This is a genomic window from Enemella evansiae, from assembly GCF_004362375.1.
GTDB lineage: Bacteria > Actinomycetota > Actinomycetes > Propionibacteriales > Propionibacteriaceae > Enemella > Enemella evansiae.
On sequence record NZ_SNXA01000012.1, the window covers coordinates 233572 to 248506 of the forward strand.

Here is a 14935-nt window from a genome sequence, read left to right on the forward strand (position 1 = left end):
TTCCGCCGAGTGGAATGCAGGTGTCGGGCGGGCGGCGCCGACGGTGCAAGAATGGCGGAGCCCTCAGGCGTACCCGCGAAAGGACTTCGATGACGGCGCAGACACTCGACGGCAAGGCCTGTGCGGCCGAGATCAAGGCGGAGCTCACCAAGCGTGTCGCCGCCCTGGCCGAACACGGGGTGACCCCCGGACTCGGCACCGTGCTGGTCGGTGACGACCCCGGTTCGCAGATCTATGTCAATGGCAAGCACCGCGACTGCGCCCAGGTCGGCATCGCCTCGATCCGGGTCGATCTGCCCGCCGAGACCAGCCAGGAGCGGCTCCGCGAGGAGATCGCCAGGCTGAACGCCGATGCCACCTGCACCGGCTACATCGTCCAGCTGCCGCTGCCCAGGCAGCTCGACGAGCACGAGGCGCTCGGCCTGATCGACCCGGCCAAGGACGTCGACGGGCTCACCCCGACCAACCTCGGCAAGCTGGTGCTGAACGAGCCCGGGCTGCTGCCGTGCACCCCGCGCGGCATCGTCGAGCTGCTGCGCCGCAGCGGTGTCGAACTGGCCGGTGCCGAGGCCTGCATCGTCGGCCGCGGCACCACGGTCGGCCGCCCGCTCGGGCTGCTGCTCACCCGGCGCTCGGAGAACTCCACGGTCACCCTGTGCCACACCGGCACCAAGGACCTCGCCGCGCACACCAGGGCTGCCGACATCGTGATCGGCGCCGCCGGCGTACCCGGGCTGATCACCGCCGAGATGATCAAGCCCGGCGCCGCCCTGGTCGATGTCGGGATCACCCGCAACGACGAGGGGAAGCAGGTCGGCGACTTCACCCCCGAGGTCTGGGAGGTGGCCGGTGCGGTCACCCCGAACCCCGGTGGTGTCGGCCCGATGACCCGCGCGATGCTGCTCGAGAACGTCGTCGAGGCCGCCGAGCGGCAGCTCGCCGACGCGCTGTCGGGCACCCGGTTCGTCCAGGACCCGGCGCGGGGCTGAGGCGTACCCGATGGGAGTCCGCGACCAGGGCATCCGGATGGCCGCCCGGGCCAAGGCGCGGTCGCTGAACCAGTGGCCGCTGCTGGTGGTGGTGGCGATCACCGCGATCGCGCTGATCGTCGTCGCCCGCGGCCACTGGCGCTGGGGCAGCGGCCTCTTCGGTGCCGCGCTCTGCCTCGGCGGGCTCGCCCGGCTCGTGCTCCCGCGCCGGATGGCCGGCCTGCTGCAGGTCCGGGGCCGCGCCTTCGACGTCACCGTCCTGCTGGGTGCCGGGATCGCGATCATCGTGCTCGCCCTGGCGGTGCCGCCCGGCTGAACCGGCACTACGGTGGTCGGGTGACGAGCCCCGTACCGGCCGGTGGATTCCCGGCGATCGAACCCCGCCCCGACGACCAGATCGAACGCGCCCTGGTGGTCGTCGCCCATCCCGACGACGCCGACTTCGGGGTGGCCGGCACGATCGCCGGCTGGACCGACGCCGGCATCGAGGTCACCGTGCTGTGCTGCACCCGCGGCGAACAGGGCGCCCGGCCCGATGCCGACATCGACGCCATCCCGGCGCTCCGCGAGACGGAGCAGCGGGCGGCCAGCGCCGAGCTCGGGGTGAGCGACGTACGCTTCCTCGACGGCCACCGCGACGGCTGGCTGGTGCCTGGCTTCGACCTGCAGCGCGACATCCTCCGGGTGCTCCGCGAGGTGCGCCCGCAGCGGGTGGTGACCCAGTCACCGGACCGCAACTGGGACCGGTTGCAGTCCAGCCACCCCGACCATCTGGCCGCCGGCGAGGCCGCCGTCCGTGCCTGCTATCCCGCCTCGGAGAACCCGTTCGCCTGGCCTGAGCTCGGCCTGGACCCGTGGCACGTCGGCGAGATCTGGGTGATGGGCCATCCCGAACCGAATCACGCGGTGGACATCACCGACCGGTTCGACCGCAAGCTGGCGGCGCTGAAGCAGCACGTCTCGCAGACCGGTCATCGCGCCGAACTGGAGACCTTCCTGCGTCGCGGGTCGGGGATGATGGCCGCCCGGATGGGGCTGCCCGAGGGCCGGCTGGCCGAACTCTTCCGGGTCTGTCCGCTGAACTGACCGGACGGGCTCACCCCACCGGCCACGGCCTCAGGACGCGAGCGCCAGAACCAGGTAGTAGACCAGCCACATCGAACCGAAGATGCCGGTGATCAGGCCGCCGATCGCCTGACCCCGACCGCCGTAGACCTGGGGTTCACGGCTGATCTGGCGCAGCGCTGCGACGGCGAAACCGATCGCCAGCGGCCCGGTGATCCCGCAGAAGAAGCCGATGATGCCGGTCACCAGCGAGACCGTCGCATACGGCGAGGTCGACAGCACCAGGCCATAGGTCTGGTACGGGTTGTAGGGGGCCGGATACGACGCCCCGGGATAGGGCTGCATCGACTGGCCCACCTGGTACGGCTGCGGCGGGTGGGGCTGCAGCACCGGCGGCTGCGGTTCGCCGTAGGGATAGCTCGGGAAGGCCTCGCCGGCGGGTTCGGCGTACGCCCGGTCCGGCGGGCCGCCGGCCTCGGACCACTGCCCTTGCGGCTGGGGTTGGGCCTGGGCCTGGGGCGGCTCGGTGGCGGGTACGCCGGATGCCTGCGGGGTGGCACCGTCGGCCAGCGTCTCGAACCGGTTCACCTCACCCAGCCCGTCACCGGGACGGGAGCCCTCACGGCTGAAGGGATTCGGTCCGACCGTCATCTCGACCACCTCGTGTTCGTAGTGCAGCAGCGTACGCCCACCACGACGGCATCCGGGGTGGCACCGGTTCCCCCCGGCCCTGACCCGGATGCCCGGTCAGCGGATCCGCACGTTGTCGAAGTAGAACGAGCTGCCCTTCGGGGCCGTCCCCGCGGAGCTGAACGCCAGGGCGTTCAACGCGGTCGGGGCGCCGGTCGGGGGCCTGGTGGTGAAGCTGGTGTCGCCGATCTTCAACGTCCCGCCGGCGGTGTCCGCGGTGATCTGCACCGCCGCCCAGACGTTCGGGTTGATCGGGGCCGGCAGCTGGCCGAGCGAGTTCCACGCCCGGCCGTCGTACTGGCGGATCTCCCGGCTGATCGGGTCGATCAGGAAGTGGTAGGCGTCCACCGAACGACCCGACGCGTCGGTGCCCTTCACCGTGACGATCGTGCCCGTCTGCCGGTTGACGCCCATCATCTGGTAGTCGATCGAGACCTGCTGGCGGGCCGGGAAGGCCCGCTGGGCGGTCGCGATGTCGTCGGTGGCGAAGTCGAGCAGCCGCAGCGCCCGCCGGGAACCGAAACCGGCGGTCCGCGGCGTACCGGTCTGCGGGGCGGTGTCGACGACCTGGGCGAGCGAGTTGCGCACCCAACCGCGCGGCGGCGCGTTCACCGGGTCGTTCTCGAAGGTGTCGGTGTCGGCGGCGTACGCCTCCAGCTCGGTCACCGCATCCAGCGGGGCGTTGCCGTCGGGGCCGATCTTGATGAACTTCGCCTCGGTCGGCTGGATCTCGGTGTAGGCGAGGGCGCTGTCCACCCGGTCCCGCAGCTTGACCTCCGGCTTCCCCCAGGCCCGGCCGTCGGTCGACAACTGGATGTTGGCGCTCTGCTTCACCCCGGGCGCCATCAGCAGCCCGAGCTTGTTCAACCGATAGACCTGATCGAGTTCGACGACCACGCTCGAACCGGGCCGGATCCGGGCGGCGGCGTGCTTGTCCGATGAACCGTCGACCGCGCCGGCGGCGCTGGTCTGCGGGAACAGCGGGTCGGTGAGCACGTCGGCGGTGATCCGGGCCCGCCCCTCGGCGAGCATCGTGGTCAGATCCAGCTTCCCGGTACCCGGGCCGACCGCGTCGATCTGCCGGGCCCAGATGGCGTAGGTCTCGTTGTAGGGCTGGCAGCCCCACGGGGCGCAGGTGTCGCCGGCGACCAGCGACCGGTTGCCGTCCAGCGGGACCATCGTCATGTTGGCGCTGGAGCCCCAGGTCGGTTCGGCATTGCGCGGCGGCACGTTGTTCTGCAGCAGCTGGTAGTTGCCCCAGTCGTCGCCGTTGCCGGAGGCACTGACCAGCGCATGGTTGCCCGGGCGGCCGTAGGCCAGCACCAGCTGACCGTTCGGTTGCAGCACCACCGAGGGCTCCACCGCGCCGCTCACCGTCGGGGTCGGCGCCTGCAGCCTGGTCGGGGCGGTCCAGGTCCGGCCGTCGTCGCTGGAGTACGCCTGCATCAGCCCGGCGGATTCGGGGCTGCCGCGCAGCACCGCGATCAACCGGCCGTCGACGGTCCGGGAGAAGCTGGGCTCGGAGGCGCCGACGGAGTTGTCGCCGTTGATCACCCCCCACACCGACCAGGACGAACCGCCGTCGGTGCTGGTGATCAGCATTGCGCTCCACCGCTGGTCCTCGGTGAACTTGCCGTAGGCGCCGACGATCAGCCGCCCGTCGGGCAGCTCCATGATGTTCTTGTGCACCCGGATGCCGCGGTCGAACCCGGTGCTGGCGAAGGTCTTGCCGGGTGGGGGAGTGACCACCGCCCGCCGTTCCTGCCAGGTGGCGCCCCGGTCGGCGGAGACCTTGGTGATCACCGCCGGCCCGCGATCGGTCCACTCCGGGATGAACTTCGGGGCGATGTATTCGCCGTTGCTGCGCCGCATCATCGCCAGGGTCTCGACACCGGAGTCGTCGCGGCGGTCGGTGTAGGTGGCGCCACCGTCGCGGGAGACCAGCACCCCGGACGGCACCGTATTGGTCACCGCGTCCGGGCCCTGGGCGAAGCTGAGCCAGACCTCCGGCGTACGCTGCCCGGTCCGGTTCACCTGGTCGATCAGCGCCAGGTGCGGGAAGGAGGCCTGCAGTCCCGGTGCCGGGCTGAACGGATAGAACATGTTGCCCAGGCCGATCGCGGCCCGATCCCCGGGTTGGCCGTCGATCGGCTGCGCCTGGGCCCGCATCGGGATGCTGGCCGGGACCACGAGTGCGACCGCGGCGGCGGTCGCCACCAGCGTCGATGTTCTGCGGAACTTCACGATGGCTCCTTCGCCGGACGTGGTGGAACGACGTTTCATCTAACCGCGAATGTCGACTCCTTGACAAGAGTCGGGCCCCGCCCTCGTGATGAGGACGGGGCCTGGGTCTTCCCGGGGTGTGGGGGAGCCCCCACGGTGCTCAGAGCAGGCCGAGGCTCTTCACGGTGTCGCGCTCCTCGGTGAGCTCGGCCACCGAGGCGTCGATCTTCCCGCGCGAGAATTCGTTGATCTCCAGGCCCTGGACGATCTGGTAGCTGCCACCGGAAACCGTGCACGGGAAGGAGGAGATCAGGCCCTCGGGGACGCCGTAGGAGCCGTCCGAGGGCACCGACATGGAGACCCAGTCGTTGCTCGGCGTACCGGCCACCCAGTCCCGCATGTGGTCGATGGTCGCCGAGGCGGCCGAGGCGGCCGAGGAGGCGCCGCGGGCCTCGATGATCGCCGCACCGCGCTTGGCCACGGTCGGGATGAAGGTGTTCTCGGTCCACTCCTGGTCGTTGACCTTCTCCGCGGCATTCTCACCGCCGACCTTGGCGTTGTAGAGATCCGGGTACTGGGTGGCCGAGTGGTTGCCCCAGATGGTCATGTTGGTGATCTCGGTGACCGGCACGTCGAGCTTCTCGGCCAGCTGCGAGATCGCCCGGTTGTGATCCAGCCGGGTCAGCGCGTTGAACCGCTCGCGGGGGATGTCCGGGGCGTTGTTCATCGCGATCAGCGCATTGGTGTTGGCCGGGTTGCCGGTCACCAGCACCTTGATGTCGTCCGCGGCGTTGTCGTTCAGGGCCTTGCCCTGCGGGCCGAAGATGCCACCGTTGTCCTTGAGCAGGTCGCCCCGCTCCATCCCCTTGCCGCGCGGCTTGGCGCCGACCAGCAGGGCGAGGTTGACCCCGTCGAAGACCTGGTTCGCGTCATCGCCGGTGACGATGTTGTTCAGCAGCGGGAAGGCGGAGTCGTTGAGCTCCATCACGACACCCTCCAGCGCCTTCAGCGCCGGGGTGACCTCGAGCAGGTGCAGGTCGACCGGCTGGTCCTTGCCCAGCAGGTCGCCGGCGGCGATGCGGAACAGCAGGCTGTAGCAGATCTGACCGGCGGCACCGGTGACCGCTACCTTCACGGGGGTCTTGCTCACGTTTTCTCCTTCTGGCGAACGGATGACTCGACCGACGCTATCAGTGTCGGTGCCCGGGTGTTCGTGGCGTACGCCACAGCGGAACCGACGCGAACGACCCCGCCCGGCGTGGCCGGACGGGGTCGTTGCGGACTACCGAGTGGTCAGTGGTCAAGCGCCTTGTGGGCGCCGGCACCGGTCATCGAGCGGACCTCCATCTCCGCCGACAGTGCGGTGTTGTCCTCCTTCGACAGCACCGAACCCAGCCAGCCGAGGAAGAAGCCGATCGGCACCGACACCAGGGCCGGGTTGTCCAGCGGGAACCAGGCGAAGTGCGCGTTCGGGAACATCGCGCTGGACAGCGGCTTGGTGCTGCCGATCATGCCGGACACGGCCGGGGAGAAGATGATCAGCACCAGCGAGGAGATCAACCCGCCGTAGATCGACCAGACCGAACCCTGGGTCTTGAATCCCCGCCAGTACAGGGAATACAGGATCGAGGGCAGGTTCGCGCTGGCTGCGATCGCGAAGGCGAGCGAGACCAGGAAGGCCACGTTCATGCTCTTCGCCGCGATGCCGCCGACGATCGCCAGGACCCCGATCACCAGCACGGTGATCCGGGCCACCCGGACCTCGGCGGCCGGGGTGGCCTGACCGTGCTTGATCACCGAGTTGTAGATGTCGTGCGCCAGCGAGGCCGAGGCGGTGATTGTCAGACCGGCCACCACCGCCAGGATGGTGGCGAACGCGACGCCGGCGATCAACGCCAGCAGGACGGTGCCACCGAGGGCGAAGGCCAATGCGGGGGCGGCGGCGTTCGCCTTGCCGGGCAGGGCGTTGATGGCGTCCGCGCCGACCATCGCGGCGGCACCGTAGCCGATCACGATCGTCATCAGGTAGAAGGCGCCGATCAGACCGATCGCCCAGGTCACCGAACGCCGGGCCTCCTTGGCGGTCGGCACGGTGTAGAAGCGCATCAGCACGTGCGGCAGGCCCGCCGCGCCGAGCACCAGCGCGATCGACAGCGAGATGAAGCCGAGCTTGTTGGTGCCGTAACGGCCCATCGGCTGGATCAGCTTCTCCCCGGTCCCGGGCTGGGTGGCATTGGCCCGGTCGATCGCGGCCTGGATGACCTGGCCGAGGTCGAAACCGTTCAGGGCCATCACCCAGATGGTCATCACCAGCACCCCGCCGACCAGCAGGATCGCCTTGATCATCTGCACCCAGGTGGTGCCCTTCATGCCGCCGATCAGCACGTAGGCGATCATCAGCAGGCCGACGATGCCGATCACGATGCTCTGCGCGGTGTCGCCCTGGACGCCGAGCAGCAGGTTGACCAGCGCGCCGGCGCCGGCCATCTGGGCGAGCAGATAGAAGAAGGAGACCAGCAGCGTGGAGATCGCCGCGGCCAGGCGTACCGGGCGCTGCTTCATCCGGAAGGACAGCACGTCGGCCATCGTGTAGCGACCGGTGTTGCGCAGCGGCTCGGCGACCAGCAGCAGGGCGACCAGCCAGGCCACCAGGAAGCCGATCGAATAGAGCAGGCCGTCGTAGCCGTAGAGGGCCACCGCTCCGGCGATGCCGAGGAACGAGGCCGCGGACAGGTAGTCACCGGCGATCGCGAAACCGTTCTGCCGGCCGCTGAACTGGGCGCCGCCGGTGTAGAAGTCACCGGCGCGCTTCTTGCCACCGGTGGACACCCGGATCACGATGGCCAGGGTGACCACGACGAAGGCGGCGAAGATCGCGATGTTGACCACCGGGTTGCCGAGCGAGGTCGGGTTCATGCCTTGCCCTCCGTCTCCAGCTGCTGCTTCAGCTCGTTCGCGACCGGGTCCAGCGACTTGTTGGCGTGCCGGATGTAGAGCCAGGTGATCACGAAGGTGGTGAGGAACTGGCCGAGGCCCAGCACCAGGCCGTAGGTGATCGCCGATCCGCCGATCCGGGTCGACATGAAGCCCTCCGCGTAGCAGGAGAGCAGCACGTAGACCAGGTACCAGAGGATGAAGAAGATCGTCATCGGGAACGCGAACCGGCGGAACCGGCTGCGCAGATCGGTGAATTCACTGCTGCGGGCCACCTCCAGGAAAGCTTCCGAGGTGGGCCCCACACGGGTGCCTCCCGGTGGCTGGCCAGTGGCTTCGGGGTCAGGCATTGGCATCCTCCCATTGGCATCGTTGCGCTCGGGCAGAGCTGCGCTGCTCAACATGACACAGAACACAGTGACTCGGCAGCAGCAGATTCCATACCCGATCAAATCGTTATCAACCGGCCGGGGCTTCACCCCGGTGGCGGAACAGCAGCAGGCTGGCTGCCCCCAGGAGGAACACCACGGCGGCCGCGATCAGTGCGACGGTGTGCAGGGCGTCGGCGTACGCCGCAGCGCCACCGGAACCGCCGGCGGCCACCCGGTCGGCCAGCCCGGGATCGGCGATCCGGCCGCGGACCAGCCCGGCCAGCGCGGCGGCGTACGCGGCGACGGCGACCGCTTCGGAACCGATCCGGGCCAGGTTCAGCAACCCGGCCGCGGTCCCGCTGGAGCTCACCGGCACCTGGCTCAGCGCCTCCCCGTCGACGATGCCGAGCGGGAGCCCGAAACCCAGGCCGATCAGGATCATCGGGGCGATGATCAGCGCGACCGGTCGGCCGGGGGCGAGCGCCAGCATCCCCACCGCGCCGAGCACCAGGCAGCCGATCGAGACGGCGATCACCGTGCCGATGCCGATCCGCCGGTGCCGCATCGCCGCCGCGGTGAGGCTCGGGGAGAAGATCACCGGCAGGGTGGCCAGCAGCATGGTGGCCCCGGCCCGTCCGGGTGACCACCCGTGGATCGCGGCGAAGGCGGCCGGCAGATAGGTCAGGAAGGTCACGAAACCGACGGCACCGGCGACCGGGACGAGCACCATCGCGGTGAACCCGGGATTGCGCAGCAGCCCCGGATCGAACAACCGGCGGTCGGTGCCGCCGACCCGGACCCGGGGCAGCGTGCGCGAGCCGAGCAGGGCGACGGCCAGCACCGCCGCCGGGAACCAGAAGGTGCCGCGCCAGCCCGCCAGTTGCACGATGATTCCGCAGACCGTCGGGCCGAGGGCCAGGCCGAGACCGTTGATGGTGCCGAAGAGGGCGAACGCCCGGGCCCGTGCGGTGCCCTGCCAGGCGTTGGACAGGATCGCCGTCGCCCCGGTGAGGACCGCCGCGGCGCCCACCCCGGCCAGCACTCGGGCGGCGTCGAGCAGCAGCAGGGTCGGGGCGAGCGCGCTGCCGACCGAGGCGACCAGCACGATCGTGATCCCGGCGGTGAAGATCCGGTCCTGACCGAACCGGTCGGCCAGCGCACCCCAGACGATGGTCAGCAGGGCGAAGGCGACGTTGAACCCATTGACCACCCATTGCAGCGGCCCGGGGGAGCTGCCGAGTTCACCGGCGATCTGCGGCAGGGCCACCGCGGTACCGGCGATGGACAGCGGGATGACGAGTTGCGCGGCGAGGATCACCGGCAGGGCGAGTCGGGACCGGGCAGGGGTCGCGGTGGCGGTGGTCATGCTCCTCCTAGGTACGATAGGTGTCGTACCTAGGGTGTGGTCGCTGTTGGTACGATGTCAACCGTACCTAGGGATCTGCCTGATCAGGAGGTGTATCGATGACCGACGCCGAGGGGCACCCGGAGACCGCGGAGATGGAACTCGCCGAGGTGCTCGGCGCACTCGCCGATCCGCTGCGCCGCCGGGTGGTGACCACACTGATCGACGAACCCATCGACACCGAACGGACCTGCGCCAGTTTCGAGCTGGGGGTGTCGAAGTCGACCCTGACGCATCATTTCCGGATCCTGCGCGAGGCGGGGCTGGTACGCCAGGTCGACCGCGGCAACAGCCGCAAGGTCCGGTTGCGCCGGGCGGAGCTGGAGGAGCGCTTCCCGGGGCTGCTCGAGCTGCTGGCGAAGGGCTGAACCGAAACCGTCAGCGGAAGATGATCGTCCGCGCACCGTCCAGCAGGACGCGGTTCTCGGCGTACAGCTTGACCGCCTGGGTGAGGGTGCGGGATTCCTCGTCCTGACCGATCGCGACCAGTTGCTTCGGTGAGCGGGTGTGGTCGACGCGGACCACGTTCTGCTCGATGATCGGCCCCTCGTCCAGGTCGGAGGTGACGAAGTGCGCGGTCGCGCCGATCAGTTTGACCCCGCGCTCATGCGCCTGCCGATAGGGGTTGGCACCCTTGAAGCCTGGCAGGAACGAATGGTGGATGTTGATCGCCCGCCCGGCCAGCGCCTCGCAGAGCTCGGGGGAGAGGATCTGCATGTAGCGGGCCAGCACCACCAGCTCGATGTCGTGCTCGGCGACCGCCTCCAGCACCCGCCGTTCGAAGTCCGGTTTCGTCTCCGGGGTGACCGGGTGGTGTTCCAGCGGTACGCCGTAGAAGCGGGCCAGGTCGCCCAGGTCGGGGTGGTTGGCCAGCACCAGCGGGATCTGCACCGGCAGCCAGCCCGAGTGCTGCCGGAACAACAGGTCGTTCAGGCAGTGCGCCGCCTTCGAGGCCAGCACCAGGGTGCGCACCGGCCGGCCCACCACGTCGAGCTGCCAGTCGGCATCCAGCTCGGCGCCGAGCGGGGTCAGCGCCTGCTCGATCTCCGGCCGGTCGGCCTCGGTCTCCACCTGCAGGCGCAGGAAGAACCGGCCCTCGGCGTTCGCGAACTGCTGCAGTTCGGTGATGTTGCCCCGGGCCGCCAGCACCGCCGCCGAGACGGCGTTCACGATGCCGGGCCGGTCGTTGCAGACGAGGGTGATCACCCACTGGTCGTTCTGGTCGCCCGGGTGCCGACTGGTCGTTCCTGTGCTCACGACGCCCAACCATAGGGCCGGACCCGAACCGGCCCCGCCACGTCCGGACGTGGGCCCGGTGCCGCGATAACCTCGGCGCAGTGCCGTCGAGCCGAGGAGACAGCGATGAGCATGCCGCCGCAGGGCCCACCGTGGCCGCCCGGACCGAACGGACCGCAGGGACCGCAGGGACCGCAGGGGCCGTATCCGCCGGGCGGTGGCTACGGGCCACAGGGCCCGCCCCCCTCAGGCGGCTACCAGGGCCCGCCCCCGGGCTACCCGCAGCCGGGTCATCCGCCGCAGGCCGGCGGGCCGGCGTACCCGCCGTCACCGGCACCGAGGAAGAAGTCGAAGCTGCCGCTGATCCTCGGGATCGTGCTCGGCGCGATCGCCCTGGTGGTGATCGTGATCGTCGTCCTCACCATGACCGTGTTCAAGACGCCGACCCTGCCCGCCGACCGGACCCGCGACCTCGGTTCCGGGTTGTCGGTCGGGTCGGATCAGATGACCAAGGTCAACGAGACCTCCGCGCAGAAAGCTTTTCCTGGCAGCGATTCCTGCAGCGCGCCGAGCCGGGAGGCGCTGACCGCGGCCGCCCCGGTGGTGACCGCCGGCGGCAACGATTCGGTGATCACCGTCGCCCGCTACGCCGACGAGAAGAGCGCTGGTGCGGCGTACCAGACCCTCACCGGTGCGCTGAAGGACTGCAGCGCCAAGAACTACCGGATCAACCAGCCGAACCTGAACCGGGCGAACTCCAACGGTGCCAGCTACCAGACCTTCAGGCTCACCCCGGTCGGTGGCAGCTCGACCACGCCGCGGGACATCCTGATCATCGACTACGGCAACACCGTCGCCATCGCCACCAGCAACGCGCTCGGCGACCCGAAGACCACCGTCGACGGTTACACGAGGCGCTACAAGGAGGTCGCGAAGGGCTGACCGGCGGGGTCAGTCCGCCGGCGCCGGCAGCGAGACGACGGCGACCCGGTTGCCGAGCTCGTCGTTCAGCACCACGGTGACCGGCCCGGGCGGGGTGTCGAAGGCCACGATGCCGCCGACGGATTCGCCGGGTTTGAGCGTCTTGGAGGCCAGCACCGGTTCATTGCCGTCGGCGCCCATCGTCGGCACCATCACCTGCTGGTCCGCGGTCAGGGTGACGAAATAGAGCGGGTTGACCAGCACGGTGCCCTCGCGTGCGGTGAGCAGCACATCCAGCACCAGATAGCGCTGTTTGGGCGGCGCGGAGCCCTGCCCGTTGCCGGTGCGCTGCCAGGAGAACGTCTTCACCGCGAGCGTCCCCGCGCCCTCCTGCAGCCGGTAGTCGACCGGCGCCGGGCCGGGCAGCAGGACCCGGTTCTCGGTCGGCGTCGCGGTCGGGGTCGCGGTGCGCTGCTTCGGTGTCGGCGGGGCGACCGAGGCCCGGTTCGCCGAGGCCACCGAGGTCGGCCGTCCGGTCGCGGTGGCACCCGAGCCGCACCCACCGAGCAGCAGTACGCCGATCAGCGCGGTGGCGATGGTGGGCAGTCGGCGAGGCACCCATCGAGTCTGCCATCCACCGGCCACCGATCGCAGCCGACGAGCCGATGGTGCCCGGATCGGTACGCCCATCGAGTGGGCAGCCATGCGCAGCGGAGCGGAGCGGTGGCTGCCGTGTCGAGCTGAGTCGCGGGCCGCTCAGTCGTGGCCGAACAGGTCGCGGGTGTAGACCTTCTCGGCCACCTCCGCGAGCTCGGCCGCGGGCCGGTTCGCCACGATCACATCGGCGCGGTCCTTGAAGTCGGCCAGATCGCGGACCACCTCCGAGTGGAAGAACTCGGCCGACTCCAGGGTCGGTTCATAGACGATCACCGGGATGCCCTTGGCCTTGATCCGCTTCATCACCCCCTGCACCGAGGAGGAGCGGAAGTTGTCCGAGCCGGCCTTCATCGTCAACCGGTAGATGCCGACCACCCGCGGGTTCCGGGCCAGGATGTCGGAGGCGATGAAGTCCTTGCGGGTGGTGTTGGAGTCCACGATCGCGCGGATCAGGTTCTGCGGCACATCGGAATAGTTGGCCAGCAGCTGCCGCGTGTCCTTGGGCAGGCAGTAGCCGCCGTAGCCGAACGAGGGATTGTTGTAGTGGCTGCCGATCCGCGGATCGAGACCCACCCCGTCGATGATCTGGCGGGTGTCCAGGCCGTGGTTCACCGCATACGAGTCGAGTTCGTTGAAGAACGCCACCCGCATCGCCAGATAGGTGTTGGCGAACAGTTTGATCGCCTCCGCCTCGGTGGAGCCGGTGAACAGCACCGGCACCTCGTCGTCCTCCGCGGCCTCGATGAGCAGCTCCGCGAACCGGTGGGCCGACTCGGTGTCGGAGCCGACCACGATCCTGGAGGGGTGCAGGTTGTCGTGCAGCGCCCGACCCTCGCGCAGGAACTCGGGGGAGAAGATCAGGTCCTGGTCGGGATGCGCCTCCCGCAGCCGACGGGTGTGCCCGACCGGAACCGTCGACTTGATCACCACGGTCGCGTGCGGCGCGGCCTCGGCCACCTCGGCGACCACCTTGTCCACGCTCGAGGTGTCGAAGTAGTCGGCATCCGGGTCGTAGTTCGTCGGCGTCGCCACGATCACCAGCTCGGCATCGGCGTACGCCGCAGCGGCGTCGGTGGTGGCGCTCAGCCGCAGCTCGCCACCGGCCAGCAACTCGGCCAGCTCGGCATCCACGATCGGGGACCGGCCCGCGGCCACCGCGGCCACCCGCTCGGCGTCGATGTCCAATGCCGTCACCTCGTGCCGCTGCGCCAGCAGGGTTGCCAGGGACAGTCCGACATAGCCGAGCCCGACTACGGTGATGTTGAGCGGTGACCCGCCGACGATCCGCATGGTGCCGACACTATCCAACGCTCGGTGAACAGACGGTTACGCATCCGCCGATGATGCCCAATGCGCTGGGGTGCCGATCACTTAAATATCCGGATTCTTGATCCTGGTTTTGCGAAAGTTCCAGCTGTGACGCCCGCGGCGACTGCCGCTACAATTCCAAAGGCCCCGAAACGGATCATTGAATTCGCCAATTCACCTGAGGCGACTCCAATCACGACAGCAAGCAAGAAGAAGAAGGAGAGAAAGGCAACGGTGGCAGTCAAGAAGCGTCTAGTGAAACTATTTGGCCATGTAAAGCTTCGATGCTTTGATTTGTTTAGATCATTCACATGAATCCTCCTCTCAATGCTTGTGTATATAGATGATATTCTAATTGCAAGCCCTGGTCCAATCTACTGCCTGGCCTGCGGTCCAGGCGAAGCCTGCGCAGGCAAATCCTGCCATGAAGGTGGCAAGGGAGACTGCCCCACAAATCGCTCCTGACCCAATGTAGTACAGGTATGCAGCCACCCAAGCTTTCGGGCACTGCAGGCCGGGGCCAGACTCGAGAGTGGCTGACGACATGTCGGTAGCAGGCAGGATGTTGATAGCTATATCATCGCCCCCGCCGCGAATCTCAAACCTTTTCCCTTCCGTGTTCGATTTGAACTGAGCGGCACTCTCGTTCGTTGTCACAGCTGCCAGTTGCTCAATCTGTTGAGAGACATTCGCTTTGCCATAGATCTGTGAGAGTCCGTCGACCAATGCGCTTGACTCATTGAGTGTGCGCACTCGGTAGTCGAATGCATCTGGGTTGTCAGACTTTGCCTTTTAGATTGCTTGGCCAAGTGTCGATTTGTATCCTGCTTATTGACCACGTTAGGTGGTGTCTCGGTGGCCGTCAAGGCATGGATGAAAAGTTGCTAATTCATGAGATTCTCATCGAAACAAGGAGGGGGTGCACCTACGTATGGGGTGTGCGATCACGTTGCGCTCGTTGATCGGTTGGGTGCCAATACGCCGTGCCAGCAAGGTTGCCAGCCGACAGCCGAATAGCCGATGGTTGGCTGCCCCCTCGACACGCGGCCATTGCTCCGAAGGGTCCGCATGGTCGCTACTCGGGGGTCAAGAGGTGCGTTCATCTCGACACGCCCGGCGCTGCCTTGGTTCGCGGC

At 68.6% G+C, this 14935-nt stretch carries 14 protein-coding genes; 5 read left to right on the forward strand and 9 right to left on the reverse strand.

What is annotated here, in order from left to right; all coding sequences use genetic code 11:
• Positions 1-89: 89 nt before the first annotated feature.
• The 3 genes from C8D81_RS17345 to C8D81_RS17355 are packed head-to-tail and all read left to right on the forward strand — an operon-like array spanning position 90 to position 2075.
• Positions 90-989, forward strand: coding sequence for a bifunctional methylenetetrahydrofolate dehydrogenase/methenyltetrahydrofolate cyclohydrolase (locus C8D81_RS17345; protein ID WP_133626475.1), 900 nt, complete (start codon positions 90-92; stop codon positions 987-989).
• Positions 990-999: 10 nt separating this feature from the next.
• Positions 1000-1305, forward strand: coding sequence for a DUF3017 domain-containing protein (locus tag C8D81_RS17350; protein ID WP_208109368.1), 306 nt, complete (start codon positions 1000-1002; stop codon positions 1303-1305).
• A 20-nt stretch (positions 1306-1325) separates the two neighbouring features.
• The gene (locus C8D81_RS17355) at positions 1326-2075 is read left to right on the forward strand and encodes a PIG-L deacetylase family protein (protein WP_229117870.1); all 750 of its coding nucleotides are present in this window, start codon (positions 1326-1328) and stop codon (positions 2073-2075) included.
• Positions 2076-2105: 30 nt separating this feature from the next.
• Here the strand turns inward: C8D81_RS17355 and C8D81_RS17360 are convergent, their stop codons facing one another.
• From C8D81_RS17360 to C8D81_RS17385, 6 genes are all read right to left on the reverse strand, one after another.
• A complete protein-coding gene (locus C8D81_RS17360) occupies positions 2106-2705 on the reverse strand; it encodes a DUF4190 domain-containing protein (protein WP_133626476.1) in 600 nt (199 codons plus the stop codon).
• Between the two features lie 96 nt (positions 2706-2801).
• Positions 2802-4988 (reverse strand): sialidase family protein, encoded by a 2187-nt coding sequence (locus C8D81_RS17365; protein WP_166646869.1) that lies wholly within the window; start codon positions 4986-4988, stop codon positions 2802-2804.
• 139 nt (positions 4989-5127) lie between these two features.
• A complete protein-coding gene (locus C8D81_RS17370; protein ID WP_094432522.1) occupies positions 5128-6117 on the reverse strand; it encodes a malate dehydrogenase in 990 nt (329 codons plus the stop codon).
• 143 nt (positions 6118-6260) lie between these two features.
• Positions 6261-7883, reverse strand: coding sequence for a solute symporter family protein (locus C8D81_RS17375; protein WP_094359981.1), 1623 nt, complete (start codon positions 7881-7883; stop codon positions 6261-6263).
• Positions 7880-8206: a DUF485 domain-containing protein gene (locus C8D81_RS17380; protein WP_229119677.1), complete on the reverse strand. Its 327-nt coding sequence runs from the start codon at positions 8204-8206 to the stop codon at positions 7880-7882. The genes C8D81_RS17375 and C8D81_RS17380 overlap by 4 nt, the downstream gene beginning before the upstream one ends.
• A 154-nt stretch (positions 8207-8360) precedes the next feature.
• Positions 8361-9638, reverse strand: a complete 1278-nt coding sequence (locus tag C8D81_RS17385; protein ID WP_094405630.1) for an MFS transporter — start codon at positions 9636-9638, stop codon at positions 8361-8363.
• 98 nt (positions 9639-9736) lie between these two features.
• Here C8D81_RS17385 and C8D81_RS17390 point away from each other — a divergent pair, with 98 nt between their 5' ends.
• Complete coding sequence (locus tag C8D81_RS17390) at positions 9737-10045, forward strand: ArsR/SmtB family transcription factor (protein WP_094359987.1); 309 nt, start codon at positions 9737-9739, stop codon at positions 10043-10045.
• 10 nt (positions 10046-10055) lie between these two features.
• Here the strand turns inward: C8D81_RS17390 and purU are convergent, their stop codons facing one another.
• Complete coding sequence (gene purU / locus C8D81_RS17395) at positions 10056-10934, reverse strand: formyltetrahydrofolate deformylase (RefSeq protein ID WP_094405631.1); 879 nt, start codon at positions 10932-10934, stop codon at positions 10056-10058.
• Positions 10935-11039: 105 nt separating this feature from the next.
• Here purU and C8D81_RS21045 point away from each other — a divergent pair, with 105 nt between their 5' ends.
• Positions 11040-11855, forward strand: coding sequence for a hypothetical protein (locus tag C8D81_RS21045; protein WP_094432524.1), 816 nt, complete (start codon positions 11040-11042; stop codon positions 11853-11855).
• 9 nt (positions 11856-11864) lie between these two features.
• Here the strand turns inward: C8D81_RS21045 and C8D81_RS17405 are convergent, their stop codons facing one another.
• Together C8D81_RS17405 and C8D81_RS17410 are read right to left on the reverse strand one after the other, a co-directional pair.
• Positions 11865-12452, reverse strand: a complete 588-nt coding sequence (locus C8D81_RS17405) for a hypothetical protein (protein ID WP_094359993.1) — start codon at positions 12450-12452, stop codon at positions 11865-11867.
• A 138-nt stretch (positions 12453-12590) separates the two neighbouring features.
• Positions 12591-13781, reverse strand: a complete 1191-nt coding sequence (locus C8D81_RS17410) for a nucleotide sugar dehydrogenase (protein WP_094432526.1) — start codon at positions 13779-13781, stop codon at positions 12591-12593.
• Positions 13782-14935 lie beyond the last annotated feature (1154 nt).

Excerpts from the sequence above, each read along its gene's own strand:
- C8D81_RS17345 (WP_133626475.1), top strand. The coding sequence starts at position 90 with ATGACGGCGCAGACACTCGACGGCAAGGCCTGTGCGGCCGAGATCAAG.
- C8D81_RS17350 (WP_208109368.1), top strand. The coding sequence starts at position 1,000 with ATGGGAGTCCGCGACCAGGGCATCCGGATGGCCGCCCGGGCCAAGGCG.
- C8D81_RS17360 (WP_133626476.1), bottom strand. The coding sequence starts at position 2,705 with ATGACGGTCGGACCGAATCCCTTCAGCCGTGAGGGCTCCCGTCCCGGT.
- C8D81_RS17375 (WP_094359981.1), bottom strand. The coding sequence starts at position 7,883 with ATGAACCCGACCTCGCTCGGCAACCCGGTGGTCAACATCGCGATCTTC.
- C8D81_RS17385 (WP_094405630.1), bottom strand. The coding sequence starts at position 9,638 with ATGACCACCGCCACCGCGACCCCTGCCCGGTCCCGACTCGCCCTGCCG.
- C8D81_RS17390 (WP_094359987.1), top strand. The coding sequence starts at position 9,737 with ATGACCGACGCCGAGGGGCACCCGGAGACCGCGGAGATGGAACTCGCC.
- C8D81_RS21045 (WP_094432524.1), top strand. The coding sequence starts at position 11,040 with ATGAGCATGCCGCCGCAGGGCCCACCGTGGCCGCCCGGACCGAACGGA.
- C8D81_RS17410 (WP_094432526.1), bottom strand. The coding sequence starts at position 13,781 with ATGCGGATCGTCGGCGGGTCACCGCTCAACATCACCGTAGTCGGGCTC.